This window comes from Shewanella frigidimarina (assembly GCF_003797125.1).
Classification (GTDB): domain Bacteria; phylum Pseudomonadota; class Gammaproteobacteria; order Enterobacterales; family Shewanellaceae; genus Shewanella; species Shewanella frigidimarina.
The window spans coordinates 195,416-215,565 of record NZ_RKKE01000002.1; the positions used below are offsets into that span (position 1 = coordinate 195,416).

At 36.6% G+C, this 20,150-nt stretch carries 17 protein-coding genes; all 17 read right to left on the reverse strand.

Annotation, left to right across the window (positions count from 1 at the left end; genetic code table 11):
- Nucleotides 1-544: 544 nt before the first annotated feature.
- Nucleotides 545-1,435 (reverse strand): UTP--glucose-1-phosphate uridylyltransferase GalU, encoded by an 891-nt coding sequence (gene galU / locus EGC86_RS05890; RefSeq protein ID WP_123776933.1) that lies wholly within the window; start codon nt 1,433-1,435, stop codon nt 545-547.
- A gap of 427 nt (nt 1,436-1,862) precedes the next feature.
- Entirely contained in the window at nt 1,863-3,221 is a 1,359-nt protein-coding gene (locus EGC86_RS05895; RefSeq protein WP_123776934.1) for an O-antigen ligase family protein, read from the reverse strand.
- A complete protein-coding gene (locus EGC86_RS05900; RefSeq protein WP_123776935.1) occupies nt 3,221-3,919 on the reverse strand; it encodes a hypothetical protein in 699 nt (232 codons plus the stop codon). The genes EGC86_RS05895 and EGC86_RS05900 overlap by 1 nt, the downstream gene beginning before the upstream one ends.
- The gene (locus tag EGC86_RS05905) at nt 3,919-4,656 is read right to left on the reverse strand and encodes a tyrosine-protein phosphatase (protein ID WP_123776936.1); all 738 of its coding nucleotides are present in this window, start codon (nt 4,654-4,656) and stop codon (nt 3,919-3,921) included. Before EGC86_RS05905 ends, EGC86_RS05900 begins: the two co-directional genes overlap by 1 nt.
- Nucleotides 4,653-6,923 carry a GumC family protein gene (locus EGC86_RS05910; RefSeq protein WP_123776937.1) on the reverse strand — a complete coding sequence of 757 codons (2,271 nt, stop codon included), beginning with the start codon at nt 6,921-6,923 and terminating at the stop codon, nt 4,653-4,655. The genes EGC86_RS05905 and EGC86_RS05910 overlap by 4 nt, the downstream gene beginning before the upstream one ends.
- A complete protein-coding gene (locus tag EGC86_RS05915; protein ID WP_123776938.1) occupies nt 6,923-7,459 on the reverse strand; it encodes a polysaccharide biosynthesis/export family protein in 537 nt (178 codons plus the stop codon). Before EGC86_RS05915 ends, EGC86_RS05910 begins: the two co-directional genes overlap by 1 nt.
- A 7-nt stretch (nt 7,460-7,466) precedes the next feature.
- Nucleotides 7,467-8,678 (reverse strand): outer membrane beta-barrel protein, encoded by a 1,212-nt coding sequence (locus EGC86_RS05920; protein ID WP_123776939.1) that lies wholly within the window; start codon nt 8,676-8,678, stop codon nt 7,467-7,469.
- A gap of 321 nt (nt 8,679-8,999) precedes the next feature.
- Nucleotides 9,000-10,400, reverse strand: a complete 1,401-nt coding sequence (locus EGC86_RS05925) for an undecaprenyl-phosphate glucose phosphotransferase (RefSeq protein ID WP_123776940.1) — start codon at nt 10,398-10,400, stop codon at nt 9,000-9,002.
- Between the two features lie 11 nt (nt 10,401-10,411).
- Nucleotides 10,412-11,146, reverse strand: a complete 735-nt coding sequence (locus EGC86_RS05930) for a WecB/TagA/CpsF family glycosyltransferase (protein ID WP_123776941.1) — start codon at nt 11,144-11,146, stop codon at nt 10,412-10,414.
- Nucleotides 11,147-11,185: 39 nt separating this feature from the next.
- Complete coding sequence (locus tag EGC86_RS05935) at nt 11,186-12,364, reverse strand: aspartate-semialdehyde dehydrogenase (RefSeq protein ID WP_123776942.1); 1,179 nt, start codon at nt 12,362-12,364, stop codon at nt 11,186-11,188.
- Nucleotides 12,365-12,426: 62 nt separating this feature from the next.
- Complete coding sequence (locus EGC86_RS05940; RefSeq protein ID WP_342634217.1) at nt 12,427-12,552, reverse strand: hypothetical protein; 126 nt, start codon at nt 12,550-12,552, stop codon at nt 12,427-12,429.
- Nucleotides 12,553-12,801: 249 nt separating this feature from the next.
- Nucleotides 12,802-14,292: a hypothetical protein gene (locus EGC86_RS05945; protein ID WP_123776944.1), complete on the reverse strand. Its 1,491-nt coding sequence runs from the start codon at nt 14,290-14,292 to the stop codon at nt 12,802-12,804.
- 1 nt (nt 14,293) lies between these two features.
- Entirely contained in the window at nt 14,294-15,619 is a 1,326-nt protein-coding gene (locus EGC86_RS05950) for a phenylacetate--CoA ligase family protein (RefSeq protein WP_123776945.1), read from the reverse strand.
- Nucleotides 15,612-16,763 (reverse strand): glycosyltransferase family 4 protein, encoded by a 1,152-nt coding sequence (locus EGC86_RS05955; RefSeq protein WP_123776946.1) that lies wholly within the window; start codon nt 16,761-16,763, stop codon nt 15,612-15,614. The genes EGC86_RS05950 and EGC86_RS05955 overlap by 8 nt, the downstream gene beginning before the upstream one ends.
- Nucleotides 16,753-17,955 (reverse strand): O-antigen ligase family protein, encoded by a 1,203-nt coding sequence (locus EGC86_RS05960; protein WP_123776947.1) that lies wholly within the window; start codon nt 17,953-17,955, stop codon nt 16,753-16,755. Before EGC86_RS05960 ends, EGC86_RS05955 begins: the two co-directional genes overlap by 11 nt.
- Nucleotides 17,945-19,171, reverse strand: coding sequence for a lipopolysaccharide biosynthesis protein (locus EGC86_RS05965; protein ID WP_123776948.1), 1,227 nt, complete (start codon nt 19,169-19,171; stop codon nt 17,945-17,947). The genes EGC86_RS05960 and EGC86_RS05965 overlap by 11 nt, the downstream gene beginning before the upstream one ends.
- Nucleotides 19,161-20,084, reverse strand: coding sequence for a glycosyltransferase family 2 protein (locus tag EGC86_RS05970; protein ID WP_123776949.1), 924 nt, complete (start codon nt 20,082-20,084; stop codon nt 19,161-19,163). The genes EGC86_RS05965 and EGC86_RS05970 overlap by 11 nt, the downstream gene beginning before the upstream one ends.
- Nucleotides 20,085-20,150 lie beyond the last annotated feature (66 nt).

The following is a 20,150-nucleotide window of genomic DNA, read 5'->3' on the forward strand; positions in this document are numbered from 1 at the left end:
CATTCGAGGATGACGAGCGGTGAAGTAAGACTCACTTCAATAAGGCATTAGGAACCCACTCGCACGTCATTTAACTAACGTACACTTCATTCCTGTAACGCCCACTATCACGTACTACCTGTAATGCTACTCTCACGTGCTACCCGTAACGCTGACTATCACGTCATTCCGGTAGCGCTTTTGAGCCGGAATCCAGGTGTTAATACCTTTCGCTTTAAAGATCACGAGATAAAAACCAAGCAACACCTGGGTCCGTCCCGGTAGCGTTTCTGAGCCGGGATACGAAAATTCGAGGATGACGAGCATGGGCAGTAGACAGTGAGGCAGAATAAGCCTTCGTTGCCTAAATGCCTATTTAATAAAAAATGCCACTAGTTATTAAGCGAGTTGCATTAAATAATGTATCTTATCGCGTAAACATTAAGGCTTTTCAGATTAATACTTACGATCTAGTGCAAACATTAATAGCCCAATTGAAACATTTAGACTTGACTTTACCGGTGCAACGTATAGTGGTTATAAGCGTTTAAAAGTAAACTACAGTCTATTTATACTCTTCTATCAAACTAGAGACCTCTTTCATAAAGCTGTTACCCAATTTAGGATCCCGTAAACCGTATTCAACAAATGCTTTCATGTAGCCAAGCTTGTCGCCACAATCGTGTGACTTACCGGTCATATTAAACGCTTCAACCGTGTCAGACTCAATTAACATGTCAATGGCATCGGTTAACTGAATTTCATCACCTGCACCAGGAAGTGTTTTTGCCAGTAAGTCCCATATTTTTTCAGACAACACATAGCGACCAACAACGGCTAAATTTGACGGTGCCAGGCCAATTTCTGGTTTTTCAACCATTTTAAATATTTTAGTCGAGTCACCAGGATTTATGGTTTCGCCACCACAATCTGCAATGCCGTATTTATTAACTTGGTCATCTGGTACTGGTGCAACCATGATTTGGCTGACATTAGATTCACGATAACGAATTAACATTGAGGCTAGGTTTTCGGTGCGCTGATCAGCAGAATACGAATCTAAGATGACATCGGGTAACACAACCGCAAACGGATTATCGCCAATACATGGTTTTGCACATAAAATCGCATGTCCTAACCCTTTAGCTTCGCCTTGGCGCACATGCATAATGGTAACGTTTTTAGGACAAATGGCTTGTACTTCATGCAATAGCTGACGTTTTACACGTTTCTCTAGAGTAGATTCAAGCTCGTAAGATTTATCAAAATGGTTTTCAATGGCATTTTTACTGGCATGAGTTACCAATACAATCTCTTTAATCCCCGCACTTACACATTCGTCGACAATATATTGAATCAGCGGCTTATCGACCAAAGGTAACATTTCTTTCGGAATAGCCTTGGTAGCAGGCAACATACGAGTACCTAAACCGGCAACAGGAATAACAACTTTCATGAAGATCCTTATTTAGCGTGAGCTAATAGCAAAAAATTAAAAGGTAAAAATGACAAGAAACACCTAACTCAAAAGCAAAAGAAAACACCTGGGTCCCTGATAACAGCTCTCAGGGATGACGAGCGGGTTGAGCATTCAGCAGACACTACTTCGTCCAGTAACAACCAACATCGCATCGTTCCGATATTGCTTCCTACTACGTCGTTCCGGCAATGCTTTTGAGCCGGAATCCAGGTGTTGAGTTTAAATATTCAAGACAAAAGTCAAAAGAAACACCTAGATTCCCGATAACAGATCTCAGGGATGACGGGCGCTGAACCTAGGACCTTGATTCTGTAAGCGAAGCCTCCCGTAAACCGTTATCCGTCTTCGCTTTCATATAACTAGCACTCGAGGATGACGAAATAGAGAAACACCGGGTTTCCGATTACCTTGCTATTTTGTGAGTATCAGCAGGTAAGTAACGCACTAACCAGCATAGGGTTAAGATGGTTAAAAACAGTAAAGTGTTCGAAGGTGATTGCAGATTAAAATCAACAGAAATATGCAATAGCATGTGCACTATGGCCATTGCACAACCAAAAGCGACCCCTTTATAAAGTTTATTATTACGCAAATACATGGTTCGACACGCTAACCAAAACGCGTACAACACCCATAAGCCTAAAATGGCTGTCATTACAATCCCATACTCAACAACAAACTGAATATATTCGTTATGGGCATGGTCATAAAAACCAGAATAAAACTGAGGTTGGTATTGTGGGAAAACAGTATAGAAACTCCCTCCCCCAGTACCCGTGAACAAGTGTTCTTGGATGATGGGAAGACTATCCATTACCACTTCATCACGAGCTTCTGAACTAAAAGAGGTATCGTCTAAACGCTGTTTTAGTTTATCGACCCCAAAAATTGAGCCGACAATGAGCAAATCAAGAATGAAAATACTCAGTACTAAAGGCTTAAATAACGTTGGCGGTCGACGATAAATAAACATCGACAATAGTGATACAACACCCAGTGCAGTAAAGAAGCCAGCGTTGCCCATTCGTGAGCGACTTAAGATTAAGCCTATCACCATAATCACAATGGCTAAGCGAAGGATCAGTTTTCGACTGAATAATGTCGATAGTAAGTCAATCATCATTGCACGCAAATCGAACTCTTTCTTGCTGGTTTTTAGCTCGGATAACAGCCAACCAAACGCAATAGAAAGACATAATGCTAAATAATTAGCAAAATGATTTTGGTACACAAACGATCCACGGGCCCTATCGCCATCGGAATAACCAAATACAGGTGATACATCCAGTTGCAACAAATTCAGCAAGGTGCCATAAAAGGCCTGTAAACAACCAGATAATATAATGGCAATTAACAGCCAACGAATCGCCTGTGAACTCTGACAATATTGACTTAACAGTAAAATAAACACGCCATAACAGAAGGTTTTTAAAAGTTGTTGTGCCGTTTGATAGCCATCAACTGTATTAATTACAGGGATCCAGTTAAGTAATTGTAAGCATAAATAAACTAGCATTAATCCAATGGGGATTAATGCATACTTTTGCCAATGATAACGTAACAATAACGCATTTTGCTTAATGCAGTAGCCTATGTGCACAACGCCAAGTAATACAATACACAACTCTAAAATAGCTAACGACCAAATACGATTACTACCTAATGGGATAGGCATCCAAATAATCAGCGCACATAGCCCCAACAGCATAAAACGATTAAAGAACCCAAAAGATTTTATTGTGTGGGGGCTCCTGATATCCATTAGCGGCACATATCCTGTTTAATCCATTTATCAACGTTGGCGCTAACTGGAGTTGCATAAGTAAGGTAAGTACACATAACAGAGGTTAATCGATACTCCAAGCCCAGTTGCTTTAAATCGTTACGCATTTTCCAATTGGCACTGGCAGCAATATGTGCGGTGCTAAATACAGTTTGCTTTTGGATCACGGTTAAACTCGGCCAATAAGCAAATCCAATGGCTAAGGTTTGATGTAACACCTCGGGGGTATAAGGACCATAATGCAATGCTTGTTGTAAATACGGCCAAGCTTGAACAATATCTTTCTGAATAAAGGCCAAATTATAGGCATAGTCACTGTAAGCATTTGGCCAATTAGGGCGCTGGATAATGGCATCTATATACAGTTGATTAAACACTGTCTTATTCGGTTGAGCCAATTGAGAAAAAACGCCCCATTCCATCACTTTAGCTAATGTTAATAAATAGTGTGGATTTTGGTCGTCAATACTAGAGGCATAATCAGCAGCTAACAACGCATTGGCATACTGTAACGAAGTCGGCTTAGCACCTTGCTGCCATTGATCAATGTAAAAGCGAGATTTAAAGTGGTACGCGTTAGCTAAGCCTTTTTGAAGTAAAACTGGCAGTAAAGCTAACAGTGCCAACATCATCAATGCATACACAATATTGCGGGCAGACCAACTTATCCGTTTCATTAGTCGCTGCTCTGGGAAAATAACACATTCGAAATACTACCTGGCATAGAAGTGGTTAATGCAAAGGCATACTCCTGGTCAGTCAGAGCAGTCACAGCATGTTGTGCTTGTAACAACTTAGGTGGTCGGCGGTTTAACGAATGGCAATCGGACCCGATAATAGAATACAGCTTTTGTTTAATAAAATATTCACTCAATTGCTTTGGTGCCTCACCCATGTCACCAATCAATGACGCTGCAGTTAACTGAAATAAGCAACCCGCACGTACGAAAGGGGTTATCCGTTCAGGATGGGATTGTAGCTCACGATTTCGCTCTGGGTGAGCAATCATGGGTAATACATTTTTTGCTAATAGCCAACTAATCAGCTTGTCGGTACCAGGTGGAATATGGCTGCTAGGCAGTTCTAGCAGCAACACATCTTTTTGCTGGTAACGGCCTAAAAAAGGCAATTGCTGTTGCTCAATAAACAGCATGATTTCGGGTGAAACCCTTACCTCTGCAGCTGCGCGCAATTGTATATCTATATTGGTTAACGCCAACGCGTCACACAACAAATGATAAGCAGCATTGATTGATTGTAAGTTATTGTCATAAATACCCAAGTGAATATGAGGAGTCGCCACCATCCTTGACACCCCCTGCTCGGCGGCTAGAGCCACCAAAGCAATGGCTTCGTCAATTGATTTAGCCCCATCATCAATATTGGGTAATATATGGCAATGCAAATCAATCATGCCTTGGTGTTTTCCTTACTCTTTGCTTTACTGTTACCAGCAGGCTGTTTGATGGCATAGTCGGCACCATAGGCCTGGTAGTAACCATAATCACCTTGGTAGCGCTGAGCATCTTTAGTGTTGAATTGATTTAACACTACTCCAAACACTTTACTGCGCGCCTGGTTTAACTTAGCTAATGTCATCTTAACCGCTTCGCTACGAGTATGACCAGCTTTGACTACTAGTACAGTAGCATCGCACAACGAGGTGATAATGAGTGCATCACTCACCGCATGAACCGGTGGAGTATCGATAATAATTTTACCGTATTGAGTTTTCAGTTCAGTCAACAGTTCTGCAAAATGACGAGATGTTAGTAACTCTTGCGGATTTAACGGCACTGCACCAGCAGGCATCACATCAACGTTAGGTTTAACCTCTTTTACAATACTGTTATGTAAGCTATCGGTACCCGACAATACATTAGCAAGCCCAGGCTGGTAAGTAGGTAAACCAAAGCGCATACCTAAACTTGATTTGCGTAAATCAGCATCAATAATTAACACTTTTTCCATGGTGGCATAGGCAAATGCTATATTCATTGACGTGGTAGTTTTACCTTCATTCGGATTGGAAGACGTCACTTCAATGGTCGATAGCGAAGTGCCCATAGCCATTAACGACATAGATGTTCGTATCGTCCTTACAGCCTCTGCATGTAAGGGTAAACTCGCATCGTAAAAAGCAAAGTTAATATCTTCATAGCTAGTACCTTTTTTAGCTTTTGGCACATAACCTAACGCCCGTTGCGATAAAAGCTTTTCAACATCATCGCTGGTTTTTATAGTGTCATTTAATGCATCCAACACCAACACTAATACCATGGAAAAACCTAAACTGGCCATAAAAGCTAAAATAACAATCATTTTCTTTTTAGGCTTTTCTGGCAACAACGGAACTACGGCACGGTCGGTAAAACGTGCGACAGGTGAGTCAAAATCACCAGTAACAGCGGTTTCTTTTTGACGGGCTAAAAAAGTATCAAATAACTGTCTATTGGTATCGACTTCACGCAATAAGCGTTGATAATCGGTGTCTGTGGTACTTAAGTTTTGAAAAGCACCTTTAGCGTTACTAAATTGCGCTTCTAACGCTTGCAGTGTTTGAGCTGCAGTTTGTGCTTCATCTTCTATACCTTGAACTAACCGGCTTATTTGCTTGTGTAAATTCTGTTGCACCGTATTTAGTTCGGCTTGTGCTGCAATCATCTTTGGATGTTTAGGACCATACACCTGTTGTAACTCAGACACTTTACGCTCAACCAATACCACTTCACGTTTAACGTTTTGAATCGATAAATGCGAGGTCACCTCGGGTAAACTTTCTAGGCGACTAATGTCAGTGGCACCGTAACGCCTCACCACCGCTATAAAGCTATCAGCTTGGGCTTTACGCGATCTGGCAACGGTAATCTCATCACTTAAACGTTCTAACTCTTTGGCATCTAATGCCGTCACCCCTTCAACGTCAATTAATCCATTTATTAATTTAAATTGCTCTAATCGTTTCTCAGACTCATCCAGCTTTATACGTAAGTCTTCTAAGCGACCGCCTAACCAAGTATTCACTTTTTGAGTCATACCCAATTTGGCTTCTAACTGGCTTAAAATATAAGTATCACCAACAACATTTGCTATCTGTGCTGCAAGCTGAGAGTCTGAGCTTTCATAACTAATATTCACTAGTTGGGTTTTACGCACTGGAGATACATTGATATTTTGAGCGAAACTATCAATTAATTTATGCTTGGCTATATCTTGGCTAATTTGGCTATCAGCAGCCGTAGCAATTTCTTCAGGGATAAAATTTAACTGCGATTTAATCTCAGAAAACCAACTTGGAGGCTGGTTAAAAGCGGGATGATTGATTAAATCCAATTCATTAAATACTCGCTCGGCAATGCTGCGCGATTTAATAATCTCAAACTGGGTTAAATAGTATTCTTGCTGCCCAGAATTAATACCATACACTTCATCTATTTTAATCGCTTTAGCTTGTTCGGATTCTATCAATAACGTTGATGAAGCCTTATAAATCGGTGTCATACTTAACACCACAAATACGGCTAACGCTGTGACCAATAAAGCAAATGCTAAAATGCGCCACTTAAAACGTAATAGTGGTAGAAGCAGTTTTTTTACATCAATAAGCTGATCCATTTGCGTCACAGCAGGACTCAGTAAATTACCAGGGGAAGCACTTTGTCGTCTTTCTTGGAAGCTCATTAAAAAAATCTCTGTTCAATGGTAATTGTATCGCCTGCTTGAATCGCACTATTAATCGTGCCGCGCTCAGACTCGACTTTGCTGCCCTCACGTGAAATTAAAATCTTTTCTTGCGAGGCTCGCTCGGTTAATCCACCCGCTAATGCAATGGCTTGGTTTACCGTCATCCCAGGCTGATAAGGGTAGCCTCCCGGTTGTTTAACTTCACCGTGTATATAAAAGGGTCGATATAATATCATGCCAACAAATACATTAGGTTCAACAAAATAATCGCCCTTTAAGCCGTTATAAACAATTTGTTCAACTTCTTTAATGGTTAAACCAATTAATTTTAACGAGCCTAGAAAAGGATAGTTGATGGTGCCACTATTGGTAATTTGGGTTTCGAGAGTTAATGCCTCTTCACCATATACTTTAATCACTATGGTATCACCAGCACCTAAACGGTAATTCTGTGTTTCAGCACTGGTTGTCATTGGCAATAGAGCCAATGACAAAAATAGTATGACTGAATAAATTGGCGTTAAATACTTCATGGCCTTCCTAGAGTGTCATTTCTGCTTTAATAAAGTATACATTTCGATCAAAAGCATATTGGTTGTCAGTAGAATCAACCTCAATAATATCGACTCCAGTGTTTAAGGTTAACCAACGGGTGACGTAATAATTAAGGCCGAATTGGTAAATTTTACTTTTGTCCTCACGTTCGACACCAGTATAGTCGTCATTTACTTGCTTGAATCCAACAGAAGAAGTAAACAGTTCGCTCCATTCATGATGCCATTTGACCCCATAACTAGTCCCTCTAATAAAGTCACCTGCGCCATTAGGGTCTCGACTCGTTCTGCCAGTAGAAAAATCAAAAGCAGAATAGGTTAACGGAGTCCAGGTCACTTTAGCGTCCCACGATAAACCACTAAAGTCTTCACGGGTATCATTATCAAAGCCTTTACGTTGATAACCTATACCAATGCTACCTTCAGTCGATGCAGATGCTAGCCATTCAACACCTACTCTTGCAGTATTAGTAGTACTATCACGATCGCCAGTAGGATCGACAACTTCATAAACAGTGCCTACATTTTGAAAGTCAATAAAAATACTGGTAGAAGCTCTTGTATCATAATAAAAAGTGGCACCTAATGTGGTGTCATCAAAATTACGAAATTGAGTGATAGATTCAAAGTTACTGTACTCTTTACTTAAGTACTTAGCATTAGCTCGGATACGTGCGGGGGTAGTTTTAGCACCATATTCATAAAAGCCGCCTACGCTTGAAACATCATAAGTATTTGGTTCATCCTGATCAGCACCACTGTTGCCTTCGAAAATTCCGCTACCGCGGTCTTCGTGGCCAGAAATATAAGTTGCCTCAAGGCCGAATCGTCTAGACTGATTAACATCAACCTCTGCTTTGGCCTTGATCAAAGCATCTAAATAATTATCATCGCTACTAGAAAAGTAATCACCATACTCAATGCCCGCATCAAGGGTAAAAACACTGCTGCCGTCAATTAGTTGGGCTTGAACTGCAGGAGTCACAGTTAGTATCCAACTATCTAACTTATCAACTGAAGCATTTGCGCTAGTAATGTTGTCATCATATTTCAAGCCACTGTTTAAACCAGGGGTGAAATCAATACCAGACTCAGTACGAATAACACCAGCTTTTTCATCTGCAGCAGACACAGGGTTTGTTATCACTATTGCAGCAACCACTGTAGCGATGCAACTCAACTTATACGGTACATTCATGATTTATATCCTTATAAAATAAATACATGGAAATAATTAACACCAACGCTATCACGTCAGTGAGTAAATTTTTCTTCGCCGTAATCCCCAAGATATCTTATCGGGAATCCAGCCTTTAAACCTTTAACAAAAGCAGATACCGCAGTGAACACCTAACCTATACAAGGTAAAGTAAAAGCTCTTAATAAGTATCATAAAATTAAAACGTTACCAGAATGACAAACAACTAAACATCATCCGAAAGACTAATAAATAAACGCAACTTAATATTAAAAACCTATCGTAAAGAAAAGAACCTACAAAAGGATAAGCATAACCTCACTAATAAACGTTCTTACCAACAAAGCCTTTAAAAATAGTCATAAATACAATTTTTATATCCCACCACAAGGTCCAGTTACGAATATAAGCTAGATCGTACTCAATTCGTTTTTCCATCTTATTTAAAGTATCGGTTTCACCGCGCCAGCCATTCACTTGTGCCCAACCAGTAATACCTGGTAACACCTTGTGGCGTAACATGTAATAAGTGACTAATTTCCGATACTCCTCGTTGTGAGCCACGGCATGTGGACGAGGACCCACTACTGACATATCGCCCTTAAACACATTAAAAAATTGCGGTAACTCATCCAAAGATGTTTTTCGTAAAAAAGCACCCACTTTAGTAATGCGGGTATCGCCTTTGGTAGCTTGTGTAACAACATCACTGTTTTCGGTTACCGTCATCGAACGAAACTTCCATACTTTAATCTTGCGACCATCTAAGCCATATCGATCTTGCTTAAAAATGACAGCGCCTGGTGAATTTAGTTTAATTGCGGCACCAATAATCACCAAAACAGGCGATAGGGCTAAAATAGCAGTTAAGCTAAATATTATATCGAAAGTTCGCTTGTAAAAACGTCTCATACCGTTTACTGGAGACTCAAATACACTTATAGTGTCAACGTCACCGACGCTACCGATTCGAGCCTGCATTAAGTTTTTTAGTAGAAAATCAGGAGTGATTAATACATCGACAGTGGTATTTCCAAGCTGCTCAATAATATCAGCAATACGTTTTTCAGCTACCATGGGTAAGCAAATATACAACTTTTGTATTTTTCCATTTTTAGCTAAAGCAACAGCTTCATTAACCCCCCCCTCAATGAGAGTAGTTTGCATACCACCAAGGCGTTTCGGTTCTCTATCATCAAAAAAACCAACAAATTTAAAACCTAATTCATAATTTTTTAATATTTCACGATAAAGATTTATACCTGATGATGTTAAACCTACGATGGCAACATCTTGAAAACCAAATCCAGACCGTCTACGCAATGATTTAATCCATTTAGCTAAAAAACGCCAGGTCATTAAACATATAATTGATAACGTAAACCAGCCAACAATGATAATACGGGAAAATGTCTCAGATTCTTTAAGAATAAATAAACTAGATGCAACAATAAAAAAGCAAAAAAGTTTCACCAAAAACAATGAACTAATCATTCTTGAAAACTTCCCAACTCGCCATGAACGATACAATTGAAATGATTCTGATAAATAGGAATAAACAAGTAAAGTAAATATTAATACAATTAAGTAATCTTTAGAAAAAACTGCACCATATAAAAGAAGTGCTGCATTGAAACAAATAATAATAATTAAGATATCAATAAGACGATACAGAAATGTATAGCTGTCTTTTTCAACATCCAAAGTTTTTCGCGAATCCATAATTTATGTTCTTATTTAGTAAAAAACTTTTCTTTAAAAAGCAAAAAAGCAAAAGTAGAGTTTGTAATCAGGTATCTTTTCCACATTCTTCTTGGTTCTTGAATTACTCTATACAACCATTCCAAGCCACTTTTTTGCATCCATAACGGCGCACGTTTTACCTTGCCGGCAACCACATCAAAAGTGCCACCGACTCCCATCACAAAATCGACACCTAGCTTATCTTGCCATTTGTTGATGAAGTTTTCTTTTTTTGGTGATGTTATAGCAACAAACAATAACTTAGCACCCGATGCGCGGATCTTGTTTACTACAGCTTCTTCATTTTCCCAGAAGTAACCGTCGTTAAAGCCTGCAATCGTTAAGTTTGGATAAAGTGCTTTAACATTATCTGAAGTTTTAGTGACCACTTCATCTGTCGCCCCCAAAAGAAACACAGGAAAATTGCAACGAGCACTCATTTTTAATAATTCATGAAATAAATCTACCCCTGATACTCTTTCAGGTACGTCATGGCCTAAGAATCGAGCGCCAAACACAACCCCCATTCCATCAATGTTGATTACATCACATGCTTTGACCGACGCAGCCAAAACAGGGTCTTTTTGCATATTGACTATTTTGGCAACATTGACGACTACGTGCTGTAGAAATTCACCGTTGACTATTTTGGTTTCGATAAACTTAACAGTTCCAGACATGGATGCTATATCCATGGGAGATTTTAAAAACTCAATACGTTTCATTATGTGATCAATCCATGCTTATATTAGGCTAATAGTTACTCAACTATTAGGTTGCTTACTTTCAACAGTCATACGATTAAAATAAGCAAAGGAATAATAAACCCATGCTTGTGTCCAACGCACATAATCAACTTTATTTGCGAATTTTTTATTCTGTTGATAAATAAAGCGTTGCTGTTTGGATAAATATAAGGTGTCAATTGCACGCTTAATAACTTTATCTGCCATTGCAAAATCAGCCGGAGTTTTACCTACTTTTGTGAGTGTAAAAATTGCTTGTGATACACTGTGCATATCTAATGGATAACGGTTTTTATTATAATATTTGGCAGTACCATCATCCTCAAATAAGTGCTCCTTATAATATGCAAAACCAAGATCAATAGCCGGTTCAAAATCGTCAATCATCAATACATCACTAAGCATTCTAAGCGCTTCAAGATTATAACCGGTGTGAAAACCGTCAATAAATTGATGATGATGGCGAGCACCATACACCCAAGAACCGTCAACGCCTTGCTCAGACACAGACTGCCTTGCGGCATTCAAAGCTAATTGCTTGTAGTTATGGTTATTAGTCAACACGGCAACTTTAGCAACCCATGCAGCGCCCCATAAACTAGCATTATGTACAAAGGCGGTTTCACCCGGAATATAAGCAAAAAACTGACGCCCTTCAAGCTCGCTATATAGTGTTTTTACAATAAAATGTGCCGAATCCAGCGCAGGAACACGATATTTATTATCACCAGTTACCTCACTGAGAGCATACAGCGCCTGCGCAACATAAATAGTGGTAATAATATTTGGTTTACCTTTAGGAACGAAAAATGCCCTTGCATTCCAATCAAAATGATATCCCCAACAACTATGCTTCCAAAGAGATATATCGCTTTGTTGAGTTAATAACCAATCGGCAAGCTTTATTGCTTCATTGAGGTAATTGACATCTTGATATATGCGATAGTCCTCAAGTAGCCCCAATATGAATAAAGCGATTCCTTTGGGATTACGCATTTTAGGAACCAAACACAAAGGCCTAAAATTAATAGCAGAACGTTTATGGAACTGAATCCAAATCAGGCCAAACAAACCACGCTTCAAAAATGGGAAAAAATCAAATATAGGACTGTTTAATCCATCAAAAGGGTCTTGACCTTTGTAATTATGAAACTTTGCATTTACTAATATTTGGTTAGAAATTTTAATATACCCCACTTTATAAAACCTCCTAGTTCACTCCGAATAAAACATCAAATTTTTTTAACGACTTTAGCTGGCTAACCGGAAATAACACAATTACTCGGTATATCGTTAACAACAACGGAGTTTGCACCAATAATCACATTATCTCCAATGGTTATGTTTCCCTGTATACGTGCACCTGCACCAATATATATCACCACCAATTATTGGGCATGAATCTTTGGCTTACGACCGATAGTAATACCTTGCCCGATACATCCACGCTCGCCAATTATAGATCGTTTATGAATAACGCAACCAATTCCACCATAAATAAAAACAGGAACCTCGTTCTATTGAAACAGAGCTTGGGAAGACTTAATTAAACAATAACAAATAGATTAACTTAACAAACTTAATAAATATATATTAATTACACCCCGCTTTAAATTCCGTAAAACATAAGTTCATTACAAAACTTTCTTCCCTAAATTATTGATTAAATGATACTTGGCTATATCTACAATAGAAAAAATAAAACTAGATTTTAAAGCTGTTTTAAGTTTAGAAGAAAATGAATGTTTTGGGTTGATTGGTATACTGTCCAACTCAGAGGCCATGTTACTAACTAAACGTAAAAATAATTTATTATTAGTGTATCTGGTATATCGACTATTAAGCATAATCATTTTACTTATTAAATAGTGAGATGCAAAAGGGTTAACCTCTTCAAACGCGAGATCTGATTCTGCATTTCCGACCGCGCCCCAATTCCCAAGCTTCTGCTCAATATAAAATAAAGTGTTAATAGGATACTGTGAAGCATAGGGATGATGTTTTAATTCATTAAGCCAACTCGTGGTTACTTTGTTAGCATAAGTAGAGTTAGCGCACTGATATTTATAACAAAGATAGTTGGGTTCAACTTTAAATTTTGACGGGCCATATACTGAGCGGCCAAATTCACCGACACCACAAATATTGATATGACCAGAAAGCTTGACAGAATAATTGTACACTTCGGGCAATCTTTTTGGTAATGAATAAAAGACAGAGCCAGAAAATGAGTTCTTAAACTCTAAAGGGATATTAGAAATAGACTCGAAATTATCATGCTTATTAAAATAAACATTTAAAACTTCGCAAACCCTCGCGCCAACAACTAAATCGGGGTGACTATCATTCATAGATGACAATTTGTCGATGAAATAATAACAGGACTCGGATACATCTTTAGAAGCTGCTGCCATAACCCTACTATCATTACCAGCAGTAACCGCTATTGAAAGTGGGGCTAACCGAGAAAAAGCTTTTAATGTCAACTTTAATTCATTAGTTATTTCACTAACTGCTATATTAAAATCTATATAGTTAAAGTCTCTCCAAGGCCAAAAACGGGTTACTTCATAATTTGACAAACTAAGAGTATGATTAGGTAACGCTTTGCAGATCTCGTTATAAATAGTGTCGGTCCCAATCCAAGCATTGCCATTACCTTTCCGAGGAAACACTTCTTTATAAAAGCCTTCTGCTTCAGAGTTAATACTAACGGCTACACCTGAATATTTAAGTAAATTAATATCTGTAGCAATTATTTGTTTCATTTTACAGTAATTAATCTGTGCTAAAGAAGTTGCATCTGAGCGAACAAAAACACCGTCATCACCTTTGTACAAAAGGTAATAACGACCGCAGACTCTTTCTAAAATTTTATTAATTTGTAAAAAAGTAGGATTTAAGATTTCGTCACTAAATAAGTCTTTTAGGTTAAATTCAGCTAAATCTGGGTGCACCACTACGCCTACTATCAGACATTCAAAGCTATCAGACTGATAAGAATAAATAGCATTCAAATGATGGTAATACACGATATAGTCATCAAAATTAAAGCGATCGAAGCCATTAGGTATATTTAAATCACTGTTACTTGAATGACTAAGTAAGATTTGCCTAGTAAACATGTTAATCTCTCACTTCGTAAATAGCCTGTCGGAACTTACCGTTTTTAGTTCTCGGGATGTGGTCAAGATAAATAATTTCAACCACCATGCCAGATCCTAAATAATCTTTTATATTGTTAATTAACTTTATCTCAGAAGATTTTTTAAAATCTTTACCTGTTACAATTAAAGCTAGAGTTTTAAGCGGCTCAACTTGCTTTAATTGAAGTTCAACCAAACCAACTACACCTTTGGGAATGTGGTTAAATATAGAAACTTTTGAACCTTTATCTGAGACAAGGTACTCCCCAACTCGACCTCGAATCGCCTTTACTTTTCTGAATGATGAACCGCAATCGCATGGTTTAATTTCATTCTCAACACCAACAAACTGATCTCCGGTATTATACCGAATTAAAGGCATTTTTTTATTATGGAAGCCAGTTGCAATTAATATATTCTTGTCATCAAACTCATAATAGCCATAATCTTCAATCAAATGAAGTTGACCCTCTATACAAGTTCCAACTGTTGCGACTCTTTCACTCAATCCATACCAACTGAATACTTTAGCATTAAAAATCCGTTCTATAATTTCAGCTTGATTAGGTTCGAAAGATTCCGAAGATAAAATAACGGCTTTAATTGAGACATCAATAACCAGCCCCTGACTCTCGATCAACTTAGCAAGTAAATATAAAGCAGATGGGTAAGCCTGTATAACATCTGGTTTATACTTATTTATACGGTCGACATAATCAGATACCGTTTGTTCATTAATATGATAAACAGACATCATCAACATTTCATCAACTATATTGCGGCGCCAATAGGGTTCCATACTTTGTTCCATTGGAACCACTAAATCAGCCCTTAACCAAATACGTTTATCACCAGGCTTAAATCCAGCCCAGTGTAGTTGTCTTGCTGATTGAGCGTGATCTTCTATAATTGCATCTAAGTCAGCATATAACTCTAATGGTTTGCCAGTAGTGCCGCCAGTCTGAGATGAGAAAGTCCATAAGCTAGTTTTAACTGAACTCAAAAATTTATTAGGGCTCCCCCTGACCAATTCTTTGTCAATAATGGGGAAATCTGTTAGCTCAAAACCATTTATATTCTTATAGTATTCACAGTTATTTTTTGCATTAAATAGTTGTTTTGAAAGTTCAGCTTTACTTAAAGAAATTAGTTCCTCTCGTGACAATTCGGCATTAAGTAATAATTGCTCTACTCTTAATTTGTAAGACCGACCTTCTCTTAATAACCTATACACTATGGCTTTAGCATTAATCAATAATTCTTGAAAAATAATGGGAGAATACTTATATAACTTGCTTTTATACATTAGGTGAAATGTCCAAAGCAAGGGCCATCGCAGTCAATTGATTTTGAATACTGGCTTCATTCCGAACAGTTCTTAACGCTTCCGTAGACATTCGCAGTTTAGTTGCTTCATTTTCACCATCACCATCAATAAACGTTACCCACTCATTAATAGCAAATTCGTTAAACATCACTCCATTGATATTTTCTTCCAAATAATTAATTTCAGGACTGTGAAAAGAAATATTTTCAGTCAGTAGTGGCAGACCGGCACTAAACGCATGAACAATGGCTAATCCTACATATCCAGGCATTATGAACCAATCGGCACTTTTAAAAATTATCGCAAGTTTTTCTTCATCAAATATTTCACCCAAAAAATGTATATTAAGTTCATATTCTCGACTTAGCTTTTGCCATTCTCCTGACATATCACCGTCGCCTACGACAACAAGTGCAGACTGAGACTTTTTAGAACTCATAGAAAGTGCTTGAATAAAATGTTCTAAACGTTTACCTGCTCTCAAACGTCCGGAGAACAAATACACCGTCTTATTGCATAAATCATATTGTGCTTTGAATGCATCAATACTACTGGGTTTAACAGTATCGTAACTGGCTAATAGTTTTTCGGTATTAAGTGTATTTGGTGCGACAAATATTTTAGCATCATCAATTCCTTTAGAGGTAAGATAAGTTTTACCTGAGTTAGAAAATGTAATAATCGAGTCGCCTTGTGATACACACCAGTTAATAACAGCAACCCTAATTTTTTCAAGGTATTTTTTAATACCACTTTTAGGTCGTTGGCAATGATCATATCCATGAGTCCAATAGACTAATTTAGAACTAGTAAACTTGCAAAATATAGCTAATGTTAACTCAGTTATATTAGAACTATTAGGAAGGGCCAGCACAGCAAAAGGTTTTTCTTTTAAAATATAGTAATATGTCTTTGGAAAAAAACTCAAACCAGCTATATTCTTTAATAAATTCATACTTTTTATATAACGAAGTTTATCTGTAGACTTAATATCAGGCTTTATTTTACATTGAGTTATAATATCAACTTCACAATCAAACCTTTTCGTTAATTCTATTAATACTTCATTTCTATATCGTTGCCAAGATGCATCTTTAGAAACAAACAAAATTTTACTTGTCATTTAAACTAACCTTTTCTTTTATTCCAGATAAATAGATTAAAATGTACAGAACCCAAATCAAATTATTACTTCGAAAATAATCAGTTTCCATGAAAGAGTGAATTGTAAAAAATAAAAACATAGAAACAAACAAATAATTAAATTTATTGATTACGATAATAGAATGAATAATAAATATTATAAAAGTTACTAAGCCTATATATCCTAACATTACCCAAATATCCAAATATGAATTATGAGACTGATTTAATTTAGTAATAAAGAAATCAAAATCCCCACCATAAAGAACACTAAACCCTTGTTCTCCCACCCCCCAAAAAGCCCGATACCCAAAACCAAGTAATTCGTAGTCTTTCATTTCAAATAAAACAAAATCCCAAATAATTGCTCGACCAGTAAAATCTAAACCTAAATCTGTTAATGTACTGGAGTCAGTTAATAACAGAGATAGGAAAACAACACTAGCTACGCCGCCAATAAAAGAAATTATTGTTTTAGCATTAATTTGTGGGTTGAGTTTTAACGTTAGTACAAATAAATATGAAAAAATCATTAATGCTAATGACGTTTTCGATTTAGAAATAACTAGCAGGAAAAATATCAATAGCAAGAAAATATAATTCGATTTATTCTTATAGCCTCTTATATATATCTCGCAAAGATAAAATAATCCCGCTAAAGCAAAAATATAGCCAGCTGTATTTTTATGACCATGTATTGATCTAAAACCTATATCTTGCCAAGCAAACGAAAATGGCAAACAAATAATACCAATTAATATTATTATTATTGAAAATTTTTTAAGCACACCATAAATATCATCAAGACTTAAATAAGTAATTACAAACAATAGAAAAAATATTAAAAAAACTTGTTGAGTCAAGCGGGTAAATGATGTCAGAGTTACATCTGACCATATACAAGATAAAAAAGCATAAAATAATAAAAGCCAAAGAGGCCATGCACTAGCAACAATTTTAATATAATATTTTCTTTCCGTTTTAAAAATAAAAAATACAGATACCAAAAAAGCCCCTAACATCACTAACCTATTAATGATGTTAGATGACACCTCCACTTCAGAAGCAAAGTCACTGTCTCTGATTGTTAGAGATGGAGAAAACACTCCTGCAGAATTGAGCAAAAAAATTAATAATAAAAATGATATGAACTCCCGATAACTAATTTTCATTGAAGATCCCACCTCGATGAATCTTAAAGTTGGTACAAAGTAAATGTAGTAATTCTCCAATCACATAACCAAAAACAATACCTATCGCACCAAATGTATAACCAAGAAGAACAGACGCGACAACGCCGATTGATGAGATTATGACACCAATAAAAGCAAGATATTTAAATTCTTCTGCAACATTTAATATATTACTGTTAGCAAACTTAAAAGCCTGAATAATGCAAGCTGCTAACCAGCATAGTAAAAGTCCAACTTTAACATCTGCTTTTAAAAAATATTCTATATAATTTAATAGCAATATACTTACAACGGCATATACACTAATAAAAACGAACATAATTTTAGATGTTCTATTACTAAGCTTTTTTAAATTATTTTTATTTTCTTTATATAACTTTGCCCACTTAGGCTTTTCAGCCATATAGATCCCAGATGCTACTAGATTTATGGGCATAATAATTAATCTCGCTAACGCTAATGAAGCCGTAGCTTCGAGTCCAATAACTAATGTAGCTAAATATGTATAACTATTATTTTGAGCCCATGTGGATAAAGAACCAATAGACGACCACTTCCCAACTGATATCACATCTGAAATTGATACCTTTATATCCATTAATGAAGGTAGTTTAAATTTAATACTTTTTAACAACGCGAACAGCGAAATTAATCCAGAAAATATAGTAACAGCATAAACATTAGTAAGAGTTAAGCCTTCTATGTCAAAAAATAGCAGTAATAATAAACCAATTGCAGTAAAAATAAGGGAACTCATTGCCGAAAATATTATGATACCTCTAAGGTTGAATACATAGTTGTATACTCTATAAACTTCGCGGGACAAATATAAAACGAATGATAAATAGACACAAAAAACAAAAACAGCGTCAACTTTTCCGATGAAGTATATGCAAGGAAGAACAAAAAACAAATGAACTAAGTTTGCTAATAGACACAAGGATTGAGCTTTAGTTTCTTTTTCTCTTGAATCATCAATTTTTGAGTATTTAACTGAAAGTGTTGTATTAAAAAATGCATTTTGCAATGTAGATGTTAACATCAATATAGAAAAAAGATTCATATATAGAGCGTAGTCTTTAGTGCCTAACTCCCTAATAATAAAGAATGAAATTAAAAAGTTAGCAGCACTCACTGTACCAACATCTATAACACCACAAAGCTTGTATACTGACTTTATTAATTTACTTACCATACATATTTATCGCTTTACCAAAAAGGCCCTCTATTTGACCAAGCCGTGCTATTGATCTTATCAAAAGAGCAGGACCAACCCGCTTAGCAGAAAATAATATTAATAATATTGCAAATATTGCCCCTAACCCACCGTAAACAGATCTAGTGATTGCTATTGAAACTTTTTGTAAGGATGAATACTCCGAACACCTAATTTTTGCATAGGTTTGTCCGCCTCTCCTAGCTCGTTTAACAGCATATTTTAGATTGGCTCTATCCATAGCAAGATATTCAAATACTTCTGATTCATCACACCAAACAAATTTAGTCCCGATACATTTACAGCGGTAAAAAAACTCAGAATCTTCACCTCCGCTTGTACCATAAGCGAGATTAAAACCGCCCACTCTATCTATCAGTTTTAAAGAGATAAAAGCATTACCTGTATTCCCTGTCGATTGTATCGTACCGGTTTTGCGTCTTGACCGTTCAAAAATTCTTGTTTGGATAATCCATTTCGGAGTTTCAGGGTAATAACAAGTAACAACAGGACCTATTATTACATCTGGATTATCTTTTACATATAATAAAGCCAAACCCAAAAAGTAATTTTTACTTATAAATTCATCATCATCTAAAAATAATATATAATCAGTATCAACATTTCTTGCGAGATCAACACATCGATTTCGAACATTTGATATATTTCTTGATAATTCAACATTATATCTAATATCAATCCCTCGATTCATGAATTTATCAATAACATGTTTAGCGCTTTCAAACTCATCATTGTCAACAATAACAATTGACAACTCAAATACATCTGACTTTTCAGATTCAAATATTGAACTTAATAAATCGGTAAGAAGTTCAGCTCTTCGAAAAGTGCAAATGCAAATTGCTAATTTCTTTTTGGTTTTAACCTTCATAAATTAATACCCTAGTAATAATATAAAGCAACAAAATAATTTAAGGATTTTGTTTATTTATTTATA

Coding starts and splice junctions, on each gene's coding strand:
- EGC86_RS05895 (WP_123776934.1), bottom strand. CDS start 3,221: ATGGATATCAGGAGCCCCCACACAATAAAATCTTTTGGGTTCTTTAAT.
- EGC86_RS05945 (WP_123776944.1), bottom strand. CDS start 14,292: ATGTTTACTAGGCAAATCTTACTTAGTCATTCAAGTAACAGTGATTTA.
- EGC86_RS05900 (WP_123776935.1), bottom strand. CDS start 3,919: ATGAAACGGATAAGTTGGTCTGCCCGCAATATTGTGTATGCATTGATG.
- EGC86_RS05920 (WP_123776939.1), bottom strand. CDS start 8,678: ATGAATGTACCGTATAAGTTGAGTTGCATCGCTACAGTGGTTGCTGCA.
- EGC86_RS05955 (WP_123776946.1), bottom strand. CDS start 16,763: ATGACAAGTAAAATTTTGTTTGTTTCTAAAGATGCATCTTGGCAACGA.
- EGC86_RS05915 (WP_123776938.1), bottom strand. CDS start 7,459: ATGAAGTATTTAACGCCAATTTATTCAGTCATACTATTTTTGTCATTG.
- galU (WP_123776933.1), bottom strand. CDS start 1,435: ATGAAAGTTGTTATTCCTGTTGCCGGTTTAGGTACTCGTATGTTGCCT.
- EGC86_RS05930 (WP_123776941.1), bottom strand. CDS start 11,146: ATGAAACGTATTGAGTTTTTAAAATCTCCCATGGATATAGCATCCATG.
- EGC86_RS05960 (WP_123776947.1), bottom strand. CDS start 17,955: ATGAAAATTAGTTATCGGGAGTTCATATCATTTTTATTATTAATTTTT.
- EGC86_RS05905 (WP_123776936.1), bottom strand. CDS start 4,656: ATGATTGATTTGCATTGCCATATATTACCCAATATTGATGATGGGGCT.
- EGC86_RS05950 (WP_123776945.1), bottom strand. CDS start 15,619: ATGTATAAAAGCAAGTTATATAAGTATTCTCCCATTATTTTTCAAGAA.
- EGC86_RS05910 (WP_123776937.1), bottom strand. CDS start 6,923: ATGAGCTTCCAAGAAAGACGACAAAGTGCTTCCCCTGGTAATTTACTG.
- EGC86_RS05925 (WP_123776940.1), bottom strand. CDS start 10,400: ATGGATTCGCGAAAAACTTTGGATGTTGAAAAAGACAGCTATACATTT.
- EGC86_RS05970 (WP_123776949.1), bottom strand. CDS start 20,084: ATGAAGGTTAAAACCAAAAAGAAATTAGCAATTTGCATTTGCACTTTT.
- EGC86_RS05965 (WP_123776948.1), bottom strand. CDS start 19,171: ATGGTAAGTAAATTAATAAAGTCAGTATACAAGCTTTGTGGTGTTATA.